The sequence below is a fragment of the Parabacteroides sp. KHUB-01 genome, assembly GCF_056640935.1.
The window spans coordinates 2512038-2523747 of sequence record NZ_CM153256.1 but is presented as its reverse complement, the minus strand read 5'-3'; the positions used below and the strand labels follow the sequence as shown (position 1 = coordinate 2523747).

Sequence of the window (11710 nt, the reverse complement as noted above, 5' to 3'; positions counted from 1 at the left end):
GTTTTTATCATTCTAAAAACTAAAAACATTGGCTAATATTCACTATTTCAACCCAGGACACGAAACTGCCGTTTGGCAAGGGAAAAAGAATTATACTGCTCCTACAAATGTAAGAATTATGACTGAAGATTTATCCTTATTGCCTATGTGGTATGGTAAATCAAACGACTTTGTTCTAACCGAGCAAGATTTTTCTATAACTTTTCATCAACATTGTGAACAAATATTCAATAAAGAATTAGCCAAACCTGTTAATCGTAAGAATATTAAAGAGAGATTAATTTCTGACGAAAACATAGAAGCTTTCCCATGGGGAATATCACCTCAAGCCCTAAATATTTTCTCTTTACTAAATAATAATAAAATAAACGTCAGAGAATGGAATGAGAAATATAAGGTTCTAACAGGAAGACAATCTTCACGACTATGTCTTGAAATATTGTCTGGTGAATATCCGTCACTCAAACTTCCATCAGTCCCTCTTTTCTGTAATAATATCAATATGCTTTCTGATTATATTAATCTGCACAGAAAAGAAAAGTTGATTCTTAAATCACCTTTTTCCTCTTCTGGCCGAGGACTATTATGGATTCAGGATTCTGAGCGCTGGGGAAACAAAGAAGAAATGTGGGCTAAAAGTGTAATTGAGAAACAAGGAGAAGTCAGTATAGAGCCAGCATTAGATAAATATATGGACTTTGCAATGGAATTCTATTCTGATGGTAAAGGGAATATCAAATACGAAGGCCTATCTGTATTCTCTACTGAAGAACGCGGAGCATATAGCGGTAATTTATTAGGAAAAGAAGATATACTAGAGAATGAACTTATCAAATATGTATCAAAAGAGCAAATACTATTGACTAAAGAAAAACTAATCAAAGCCTTACAAACAATATTCTCAAATGAATATGAAGGTTTTCTTGGTGTTGATATGCTCATTTATAAGGAAAACAATGAATTTTACATTCACCCATGTGTAGAAATTAATATGAGATGCACTATGGGAATGGTAGCTTTGCAACTGTCAAGAAATTTTATTCATAATGAAACTACTGGTAAATTCATAGTTTCGTTTGAAAAAGAAAAAGGAGCTGTTTTAAGAAAGCATAAAGGAATGTGCGAATCCTATCCTCTTTCTATTAATAATGGGAAAATAATCAAAGGATATTTCTCATTATGCCCAATTAATGAAAATACTCATTATAAAGCATACATTATATGTAAATAGCAATATCATCTTGATGTTAATCAATTAATACACAATTATACACTTAAAGCATATAAACATCAAAATATAATTGCCATATTTGAGAAGTAAACAAATTTTAAACCACAAGTTTATTTCTAAATTATTAAAACCATGAGAAAAGTAAATCTTTTATTAGCAGCATTCTTTATCTGCATTGCCACTTTTGCCCAGCAATCGCTATGGGGTGGCCAGAACATTGTTTCTCCGGAGATAAATCCGGATAATACTGTAACTTTCAGATATTACGCACCTAAAGCAATTCAGGTAAAAGTTACAGGTGATTTTCTTCCTACAGTAAAAATTGATACTCAATTCGGTAAAGTTGATGTTCCGGGAGATGCAAATCTTAAAGAAGGAAAAGATGGAGTATGGGAATATACAACACCAGAACCACTTGCTTCCGAATTATATAACTATTCATTCATTGTAGACGGATTAAAAGTTACAGATCCTAACAATGTATATGTAAGCCGTGATGTAGCATCAGTCTTTAATATTTTTATAGTTAAAGGTGAGCCTGGTGATTTATATAGCGTGAATAAAGTACCTCATGGAACAGTCTCAAAACGCTGGTATCATAGTGACGCATTAGGATATGACCGTCGACTGACTGTTTATACTCCTGCTGGTTATGAAACTAGTGGAAAACGTTATCCTGTATTATATTTATTACACGGTATGGGCGGTGATGAAGAAGCATGGATAACTCTTGGAAGAACTGCTCAAATCTTAGATAATCTTATTGCTCAGGGGAAAGCAAAACCAATGATTGTAGTAATGCCAAACGGAAATGTAGACCAAGAGGCAGCACCAGGTGAATCATCTCTTGGTTTATATAAACCAACAACTGCTCTTCCTAGAACTATGGAAGGAACAATGGAAAGTACTTTCCCTGAAATAATAAATTTCATAGAAAAAAATTATAGAGTAGATAAGAAGAAATCAAGCCGTGCTATTGCCGGACTCTCAATGGGTGGTTATCATTCTCTACATATCTCAAAAGAATATCCTGATAAATTTGACTATGTTGGTCTGTTCTCTGCTGCAATTCTTCCTGATAAAGAAAAGGATTCTGATATCTATAAAAATTTAGAGGGTAAGTTGGCAAAACAATTTGAAAAAGCACCAAAACTTTATTGGATTGCTATAGGAAAAACAGACTTCCTTTATAAAGCTAATGTTGAATACAGAGAAATGTTAGACAAACATAATTATCCATATATATACAGAGAAAGTGATGGTGGACATATATGGAGAAACTGGAGAATTTACTTGTCAGAATTTGTTCCGATGCTTTTTAAATAATAAGAATTTCATATTAAACATCCAGCCTTTTTATAGGTTGGATGTTTTTGTTTATAATCATATATCAAAAATATTTCTGATAATCCACCATAAAATAACTGTTCCAAAGATAAACCAAATGAATTTTGCCTTATGTAACTTTATATATAATGCAGGTTTCTTATTCCTCATTATTTCTGCATAAGATAATATTACTATTAAAGGTAGTGATAAAACAAATAATAAATTATATCTTATTGCTCCCAATATATCAAAATGAAGAAGACTATGAATTGCTCTTTGAGAGCCACATCCAGGACATTTTAACCCAGTTAATAATAGAAACGGACATTTGGGAAAAATAGCTATATCACTTGGATTGAATTTATAATAAATCAAAACCAAAACCGATACAGCTAAAATTCCTAAAAGTATTTTATTCATTTAATCAGACATTAAAACAAATGTAGAAAATTGATTATAAACGAAATAATACCACATACCAAACCTACAAAGAATGATATTTTAACCCACTTTTCAGCATTTGCACTTCTTAATTCTGCCTACGCATATTTTTCTTGAGCATATAAAGAACTGACTTTGGATGCATTAATAATACCAATTATACCAAAAGGTAAACAACAAAAAATAGTAACCAGAATTGATTCTGTTAACCATGTTTTAGGACAAGTGTTTGTTTCCATAATATTTATATTTAATAATTAACATCACTACTAGCTGAAAAAGCAATAAAAACAATAACTAGTAAATAAAGAAGCCAGAAAATAACGGCACTAGCTAACGACCAAATAATCCACTTTCGGGCATTGTTTGAATGTATTTGAGCCTGTTCATAATTTCCACTCAAATATAAAGAATCAACTTTAGTAGCATTTACAATACCGGCAATACCAAAAGGCAAACAGCATAAAATTGTAACCAAAATAGATTCAACCAACCATGTCTTTGGCATTTCTTTCTTGGTAGTTGGTGGTTCTGGAGGAATTTCCTGAACTAATGAATTCAACTCGGGAACTTGATATACCGGCAACCATTGTGATTGTCCAGCAGTCCAAACCATTGTCTCTCTTGAAATTCCTTTTGCTTTTAATTCTTCAATAGAAAAAGGACCTTGCTTTACATTGTTAATTAAAATATAGAATTCCATATAAATAGTATTAAATTCCCGTTCCCTATAGGAATATTATTAAATTAAAAGATGTGGGAACTACGTTTACCCAATCTTTATCAGGTAATAAAAATATCTAAATATACAAATACCCCAAAGTCAGACTTTTGAAGACAAGTAAACTACACCTTTCATTATATATACCTAATATAAATGACATTAAGTATAATACAAATATATAAAATGAAATCTTAAAAATCACTTTCAAAAATAGTTTATTTATTCATAATAAAAAAGAGTATTAAGAAAATCACTTAAAGTTAGATTTCCTTAATATCTCTTTTTTACAAAGTATAATAAAGCTTTTCAAAATAAAGCATTATAATATTAAATAATACAATCAACAACTCCTATCATATTTACATTTAAGGTCGTTATAAATATAAGATTTTCTATGAATTGGTTTAATAAAAAGAATATCCTTCTATTTTCTCATTTTCATCTATAAGCTTTATGATACAATGCCTCTATATCCTCCACAGAGGTAGGGCGAGGATTGCCTCCTGTACATACATCATTAAAAGCATCTATTGCCAACATATGCAAATCTTCTTCACGCACTCCGATTTCACAAAGTTTCTGAGGAATACCAATACTTAAAGACAACTTACGTACGGCTTCTATTGCGGCATTTACTCCATCTTCAACACTCATTCCTTCAGTATTTACTCCCATTGCTTTAGCTATATTTATATATTTTGGAGCAGCTGGAGAATTGGCATTATATTCCATAACATAAGGTAACAACAAAGCATTGGCTACTCCATGTGGAGTATCATAATGAGCACCCAGAGGATGTGCCATAGAATGAACTATACCCAAACCAACATTACTGAATCCCATTCCGGCAATATACTGAGCCTGTGACATTGCTTCACGTGCAACAACATCACTACCATCATCTACTGCATTCTTCAAATTTGCAGCTATCATTTCAATAGCTTTCAATTCAAACATGTCAGACATAACCCATGCTCCGGGAGTAATATAACTTTCAATCGCATGAGTCAAAGCATCCATACCTGTTGCAGCAGTAAGCCCTTTAGGCATTGAATACATTAATTCTGGATCCACAATAGCAACAGAAGGTATGTCATTAGGATCTACACATACCATTTTCTTCTTGGCATTCTCATCTATAATTACATAATTAATTGTTACCTCAGCAGCAGTACCTGCCGTTGTTGGAAGAGCAAATGTGGGAACTGCCTTATTTCTGGTACCAGCAACCCCTTCCAAAGAACAAACATCAGAGAATTCAGGGTTATTAACCACTATGCCAATACCCTTTGCTGTATCAATAGAGGAACCGCCCCCCAGGGCAACTATAAAATCCGCTCCAGAAGCTTTAAATGCCGATACACCATTCTGCACATTCTTAATAGTCGGATTTGCTTTCAGGTCACTATAAATTTCATACGGAATATTATTTTTATCAAATACTTCTATGATTTTATCTGCGACCTTAAAGCGGATCAAATCTTTGTCTGTTACAAAAAATGCTTTCTTATAACCTCTTCGTTTAGCTTCAATGGCAATACTTTCGCGACTTCCTGCTCCAAAATAGGAAGTCTCATTTAATATCATTCTATTCATAAGTATATAGTTTATTAAAGATTACAATGTTTCAAATACAATTTGACTAGATTATAAAAGACATCAACATATATCATATATCCAAAATATGTAATCCAGCCGTCAATTCCCTAGATTCTCCATTAACCACCAATTCTGCTGTTGCTCCCAAAGGAATTTTCACTGTAAGCTTAATCTTTCCATCTGCAGTTCTCTTCCACTCCGTAGAAATTTCTCCTGCTATAGATTTATAAGAACCCTTTGCCCAATCCATATTTTCAGGGAAATGAGGAGAAATACGTATTTTACGGAAACCAGGAGAATTTTCATCATAATTTATTCCCGCTATATTATTCATCATCCAGGCTGATATGTCACCAAGAAAAACATGATTCAATGATGCGTCACGGAATTCAGGACTGAGAGTCCATGTTTCAGGCAAAGTATTATAACCCATAGTCTCCACCCAATATCCCCATGATGGAGCTTCTTTTTTCATAATCATTTTCATGACATCTTCAATATATCCGTAACGAGTAAGCATTGCTGGAACTGTTTTGGAACCAATCAAACCGAAATCAAGGAAATAATCATTATTCACAACCAGTTCATGAAGCTTTTCTGCTACAGCCTGTTCTTTTCCTTCCGGAACAAGTCCAAGATACAATGCTAACGCCTGTGCTGCCTGAGTTCCTTCAGCATATGTTGCAGATTGAGTATTAAAGAACTTTCCATTAATTCTGTTCTTCAACTCCTCTGCTTTCTTCAAATATGGTGTAGGATCTTTTCCAAGAAGTGAAGCAAAACGGGCCATCAGTTTATTATCCAGATAATAATAAGCAGTGGATGTATATTCATTATTTGTCGTTGCTTTCCAATATACCCAGTCACTCAAACCAAAAGTTAGAGAACCATTTTTTTCCTTTGTCTTGAGATAGGACAGATAATGTTCCATAGTAGGATACAACTTTTCTATACTTTCAATTGTTCCATAATAATTATACAAAGCATTTGGTATTATGAACATTACAGCATCCCATACCGGACCAGGGAACTCACCATATCCCCAACCACTTGAAGGGATTATACCTGAAATATCCCCACCTTCACGCTGATTGTCTATAATATCGTTCATCCATTTCTCATAAAACTTTATGCCATCAAAGCCAAGGAGTCCAAGGTCGATGGCAACATGAGCATCAGCGGTCCAACCGTTTTTCTCACGCTGCGGGCAATCTGTTGGAATACTGTGAAGATTGCTGCGATATGCCTGCATCGTTGCATTCCATATCTTATTAAATGTTTCATTTGAACAAGAAAAAGTTCCTACAGGCTTGACATCTGTATGAATAAACAAGGCAGTAAGATTCTCCTCTGTTAACTTTAGCGGTTTGTCACTTTCTACTTCCACATATTGGAATCCATGATATGAGAATGATGGAACAAATATTTCCTCGTCACCTGTTCCTTTCAGATAATACTCGTCCATCTGGAATACTTCTCCCGGTTTTACAGGATGATAATAAACATTTATATTACCCTGTTCCAAACGTCCGTTTTCCTTAAGCAGTTCTCCATGTTTAACCGTTATATGTGTGCCTGCTTCACCTTTAACCTTCAAACGGCATAATCCGGCAATGTTTTTAGGAAAGGAGAAAACATATAATTTATCACTAAACGATTTAACAGATACAGGTTTGAATTCTTCTGTTACCCGAATACCCGGCATTTCCTGAGCAACAATCAAATCAGAGGGAGAAGATGTTTCAAGCGCATGTTTCCATGAAGAGTCATCAAATGAAGGAAATTTCCAACCTTCCGGTTCAAGACGAGCATCATAACGGTCACCACTGTAAATATTATTATAAGTATATGGTCCACAAGTTGTACGCCAAGTATCATCAGATACAATAGTTTCCGAAGTTCCGTCTTCATAAGCAATCCTCATCTCACATAACATTCTTGGACGGTTTCTCCAACGAGCTTCATGGAAATTCCATACGGCAACAGATTGTTCATTATACCAGCCATTACCTAAAACGGCAGCTAATGCATTATCTCCATTCTGCAAAAGTTCAGTAACATCATGTGTCACATATAAATTCCGCTTATCAAAATGTGTATATCCCGGATCAAGGAAGTTCTCACCAACACGCTTGCCATTAATAAACATCTCATAATAACCGGCAGCTGAAACATAAAGTCGTGCAGATTTAACAGACTTATCAACAGTGAAACTTTTACGGAACATTGGAGCTGGTTCGTATTCCTTATCCTTATCATCAGTTATCCATTTTGCTTTCCATTCCGCATTCTCACCTTTACCAAGTTCAAAACTGGCAGTTTCAGATATACGACATATTTTATTATTACTGTCCCACACTTTTACTTGCCAATAATAACGTGTATCCGGTTCAAGTTCCTTATTTTCGTCGTACAAAGAAAGATTGTCCGGAGATGTTCCGATAAATATCTCATAATGTCCCGGAATAAATGTTGTATCTTTTCCTGCATATTCCCAAGTAAAACGAGGATTTTCAGTGTCCAGACCTATCGGATTTACAAGATATTCAGTACGAAGATTTACAGGAATTATATCATTGTTTGTCTGTTCACAAGCAGTTAACATAGTTGCAGAAACTGCCAATATTAAGAAAGTCTTTTTATTCATAACATGTAATTTTAAAAGAACAAAGTTTTTACAAGGGTTTCTAATTATTTTGTTGTCTTGCCAACATGTTCCTTATTACTAATTATAATCTTTATTCCATCCGGAGCCTCAACCTTAGAAGCAACAGAACCGTCCGGACGTTTATCATGGCGAATCCTGACTATTCCCTTTGGAGTCGGGAAAGTTCCCTCTGTCCATTCCAAATCAGCAAGATGAGGTTCTATAAGAAGGACTGAACAACCCGGTTCAAGAACTTTAACACCAAGTACATTTGCAGTCAACCACGAAGTCGGTCCGGAAGCCCAGCCATGACAAAGACTATGGCGGAAACCTTTATAACAATAAGCGCCGAAATCTCCATGAATATCTTTTTTACCTTCCGGTACAATTTCATCAATCGGTGCTGCATCAGGTAACCAATCCAAATTGAAATCTTCCCAAAACGTAGTTGCTCCCATATCTAGCATTGCTCCCCAATATTCTCTGATTATATCAAGTGCTCCGGAATAATTACCGGCCAAAGCCATAGAGCATAACATATAATATCCATAGAATGTAGAAAATCCACGTCCTCCTTCAACGGACAAATATTTCTTATCAGCTTCGGAAGCATCAAGAAGCCCTGCCCAAGCCAACAAAGCTGCAGCCTGTTTCATTCCTGGTTCGGTCGGTTTTCTATCTAATGAAAGGAAAGGTTCAATTACATTAGCTGCCGCTTCACGTAATTTTTCCTCAGCTTTATTACATTCTGAAGCAAGACTTTCTTCTCCTAACAAAAGGCATAGTTCTGAGCCATATTTCATTGCTTGTACCATCAAAGCCTGTAAACCTGCATTTATAGCTTCGGGATTCGCATTTGAAGGCCAGTCAAGAAATCTCATTCCATCAAGTTTTTCCTTCCCATTATCATCTATCTTAGATATAAGAAGTTTCAGGAGTCCGGTAAGATAGGGCTTCTGTGATTCAAGATATGCCACATCTCCGTTATACAAATACCAGTCGCGCTGAATAAGCAACCACCATATCGAATAAGAGCTTATACCATTCATCCAAGATGGCAATGGAGTTATATCACGAGTTAGATCAAGACTTTTAGGAACTACCTCGTTATATCCGAAAACAGAATTTATCGTCATAACTTCCGGATGCATATCGCCAATCCAAACAAGACGGTCGCGCTTTATTCCATCCCACAAATATTCCTGCATATTAAGGTGAACAGTGTATGCTCCGGTTTGCCATATTTGATTTAACCGTTCATCATTACATTTGAACGAACCTTTATACGGAATATCACGATATGTTGATATTGCCCTTATTTCCTTAATCTGAAGTTCTGCTGAGTCATCTATCAAATCTATACGTACAAAACGAAAACCGGAATTTCCAACTTCTGTTACACCCAACCATGGAAGTGAAATCTGGAAATCACGCATGGCATGGTCATTGGTAGCACCGTTCTTACCGTCAATATCACACATTGCCTCGCTTACAGATTCTCCGAAGCGGATACGAACTCGCACAGGTTCATGATTTCCAGGCATTCCGGTTACTATCTGAATACCGCCTTGTATCTCTTTACCAAAATCCAAAAGTAATGCCGGAAATTGTGTGTGCGTGCTTTTCATCAGGCACACACGACTATTTGACAAATCAGACTGTCCATTTCCTGCCGACAACAAATATTGTCCATTTATTATGTTGGCACTATCCTGCTTCCATATAATTCGCACAGGCGAAATATAATCGCGTACCCTTGAATCGCGTTGTTGCGAAAACAAGGATACGCAAGTCAGTAATAGTCCAGTAATAAATACTATTTTACGCATAAGCTAGGCATTAATCATAGTCCAAAAGCCGGAACCAAATCATCAAGCTGTTGCTGAGTCATTCCAACAGGATCTTCTCCTGAAGCCATTCTTGCACTAAAGAATATTTGTGCAGATTTGCTCAAAGTATCAATTGCATCGAAACATTCTATCAAGTCCTCTCCTACTGCCAATATTCCATGTTTTTCCCAAAATACAACATCATGTTCTGCCAATTGCTTGATAGTTGCTTTAGCCAATTCTACAGTTCCTGGAATTTCATATGGAACAATTCCAATTCCTTTAGGAACAATTATACGGCACTCAGGAATCATGCTCCATAACGTCTTGGTAAGCAATGCAGAATCCAAAAAACGACGGCAATGAGTCATACCAATTAAATCTGTAGGATGAGTATGCAAAACCACTTTATTATCACGACCTGTACTACGAACATAATTATGCATCATAAGATGCGAAGGCAATTCTGATGTTGGTTTTATCGGCTGCTCTGCAATAATCTCATAACTTAAGCCATCTTTTGAAATACGAATCAAAGAACCATTATCAAAAGGTGATTGAGCCACATAACGCATTCTCTTACCTGTTCCTGTAACATAAAATATATGTCCTGCAAGGAATGTCATCTTTTCAGGCAATTCAACTGGCGGTAACAACGCAGGAAGTGATTTCTCAGTTTCACTAAGCAAGTCTGTAACATTTACAGATATATTTCCACCATTACGTTCAGCCCAACCTTTGGTCCATAAATAGCCTGCCACTTCTGCTATTCGTCCTATTTCGGACATCAGAGATTTGTTATTTCTTAAATCTATCATATTTTTTGAGTTTTTAAGTTTTTGAGTTTATATAGTTTTAGTCTTGTAATACCAATCGTTTTATATTCTCAAATATTAGGAAATATCAAAGAAAATATAAGTACACACATTCCAAGAACCAAAACAAATACAGTCTTAGAGTCTGCTCCTTTCCATTCCTTTAATATAATTCCCCATATATTACTGAAAATTACGTTCAACGACATCAGTATGCTCCATGAAAAAGCCATCATAACCGGAGAATCGGTAAAGAAACTTTTCCCCATTCCCAATCCGAAGAATTGAGAATACCAAAGCAAACCTGCCAAAAGGCAAAATACAACATTATTAGCTATTACTTCTCCAGAAACTGAAAAATATTCCTTACCTGTGTTATTTATTTTATTCTGATAAATACAATAAACAGCATTTGTTACAAAGCCACCCATTGTTACCAGCATAATAACAGGATTCATAACGAACAATTCATTTGCCCCTTTTTCACGCATAAGTTCAGAAACCGGAGCTCCAGCCTCAAGCCCAAGATTAAAGCATGCACTCATAACACCTGCCAGCAATGCCACTGCCAAACCTTTACTCAGTGCAAAGTCTTTAACGGCAGCCTTCTTCTCTTCTTCTGTCATATTGCGTGAGCGCAAACTTCCGGCATAGCCTATAATAGCTATACCAGCAAGAGTTATGCACACCCCAAACAACAAAACTAATCCTTCACCTTGAAACAAGTTCTTGCCTTGCATCACTGCCGGGAAAAGTGTGCCGAAACCGGCACAAGTTCCCAAAGCAATACTCTGTCCTAAAGCAACTCCCAAATAACGCATGCTCAGACCAAAAGTAAGACCTCCGATTCCCCACAACATTCCGTAAAAGACGGACATCATACTTCCTTCCATCTGAAATAAATCAAGGATGCCGGTTCCGGAAGGCAATGCCAACAAAGTTCCAAGCAATGGAAAAATTATCCAGGCAAATATTCCCTGAACCAGCCAGAAACTTTCCCAACTCCATGATTTTATCTTATTTATCGGAACATAAGAACTACTCTGTCCCAAACTTCCCAATGCTATAATCAGTAAACCAACAAGAATATCCATA

Annotated in this window: 10 protein-coding genes; 2 read left to right on the top strand and 8 right to left on the bottom strand. The window is 35.7% G+C overall.

What is annotated here, in order from left to right:
- The first annotated feature begins 28 nt into the window (after nt 1-28).
- Together ACYIAR_RS10840 and ACYIAR_RS10835 are read left to right on the top strand one after the other, a co-directional pair.
- Nucleotides 29-1231, top strand: coding sequence for a hypothetical protein (locus ACYIAR_RS10840; RefSeq protein ID WP_480329582.1), 1203 nt, complete (start codon nt 29-31; stop codon nt 1229-1231).
- A 132-nt stretch (nt 1232-1363) separates the two neighbouring features.
- Nucleotides 1364-2557: an esterase gene (locus ACYIAR_RS10835; protein ID WP_480329581.1), complete on the top strand. Its 1194-nt coding sequence runs from the start codon at nt 1364-1366 to the stop codon at nt 2555-2557.
- 57 nt (nt 2558-2614) lie between these two features.
- On the opposite strand, the gene ACYIAR_RS10830 is transcribed toward ACYIAR_RS10835, so the two are convergent.
- The 8 genes from ACYIAR_RS10830 to rhaT form a co-directional block, all read right to left on the bottom strand.
- A complete protein-coding gene (locus tag ACYIAR_RS10830; protein ID WP_480329580.1) occupies nt 2615-2980 on the bottom strand; it encodes a DUF2752 domain-containing protein in 366 nt (121 codons plus the stop codon).
- A gap of 119 nt (nt 2981-3099) precedes the next feature.
- Nucleotides 3100-3240 (bottom strand): CD225/dispanin family protein, encoded by a 141-nt coding sequence (locus tag ACYIAR_RS10825; protein WP_480329579.1) that lies wholly within the window; start codon nt 3238-3240, stop codon nt 3100-3102.
- 11 nt (nt 3241-3251) lie between these two features.
- Nucleotides 3252-3704, bottom strand: coding sequence for a CD225/dispanin family protein (locus tag ACYIAR_RS10820; RefSeq protein ID WP_480329578.1), 453 nt, complete (start codon nt 3702-3704; stop codon nt 3252-3254).
- A gap of 459 nt (nt 3705-4163) precedes the next feature.
- Complete coding sequence (gene fucO, locus ACYIAR_RS10815) at nt 4164-5321, bottom strand: lactaldehyde reductase (protein WP_480329577.1); 1158 nt, start codon at nt 5319-5321, stop codon at nt 4164-4166.
- 73 nt (nt 5322-5394) lie between these two features.
- Nucleotides 5395-7971, bottom strand: a complete 2577-nt coding sequence (locus ACYIAR_RS10810) for a family 78 glycoside hydrolase catalytic domain (protein WP_480329576.1) — start codon at nt 7969-7971, stop codon at nt 5395-5397.
- 44 nt (nt 7972-8015) lie between these two features.
- The gene (locus ACYIAR_RS10805; protein ID WP_480329575.1) at nt 8016-9800 is read right to left on the bottom strand and encodes an alpha-L-rhamnosidase-related protein; all 1785 of its coding nucleotides are present in this window, start codon (nt 9798-9800) and stop codon (nt 8016-8018) included.
- A 14-nt stretch (nt 9801-9814) separates the two neighbouring features.
- Complete coding sequence (gene rhaD, locus ACYIAR_RS10800) at nt 9815-10618, bottom strand: rhamnulose-1-phosphate aldolase (protein ID WP_480329574.1); 804 nt, start codon at nt 10616-10618, stop codon at nt 9815-9817.
- A gap of 68 nt (nt 10619-10686) precedes the next feature.
- Complete coding sequence (rhaT, locus tag ACYIAR_RS10795) at nt 10687-11709, bottom strand: L-rhamnose/proton symporter RhaT (protein WP_480329573.1); 1023 nt, start codon at nt 11707-11709, stop codon at nt 10687-10689.
- Between the last annotated feature and the right edge of the window lies 1 nt (nt 11710).

Excerpts from the sequence above, each read along its gene's own strand:
- ACYIAR_RS10835 (WP_480329581.1), top strand. The coding sequence starts at position 1,364 with ATGAGAAAAGTAAATCTTTTATTAGCAGCATTCTTTATCTGCATTGCC.
- ACYIAR_RS10830 (WP_480329580.1), bottom strand. The coding sequence starts at position 2,980 with ATGAATAAAATACTTTTAGGAATTTTAGCTGTATCGGTTTTGGTTTTG.
- ACYIAR_RS10825 (WP_480329579.1), bottom strand. The coding sequence starts at position 3,240 with ATGGAAACAAACACTTGTCCTAAAACATGGTTAACAGAATCAATTCTG.
- ACYIAR_RS10820 (WP_480329578.1), bottom strand. The coding sequence starts at position 3,704 with ATGGAATTCTATATTTTAATTAACAATGTAAAGCAAGGTCCTTTTTCT.
- fucO (WP_480329577.1), bottom strand. The coding sequence starts at position 5,321 with ATGAATAGAATGATATTAAATGAGACTTCCTATTTTGGAGCAGGAAGT.
- ACYIAR_RS10810 (WP_480329576.1), bottom strand. The coding sequence starts at position 7,971 with ATGAATAAAAAGACTTTCTTAATATTGGCAGTTTCTGCAACTATGTTA.
- ACYIAR_RS10805 (WP_480329575.1), bottom strand. The coding sequence starts at position 9,800 with ATGCGTAAAATAGTATTTATTACTGGACTATTACTGACTTGCGTATCC.
- rhaD (WP_480329574.1), bottom strand. The coding sequence starts at position 10,618 with ATGATAGATTTAAGAAATAACAAATCTCTGATGTCCGAAATAGGACGA.
- rhaT (WP_480329573.1), bottom strand. The coding sequence starts at position 11,709 with ATGGATATTCTTGTTGGTTTACTGATTATAGCATTGGGAAGTTTGGGA.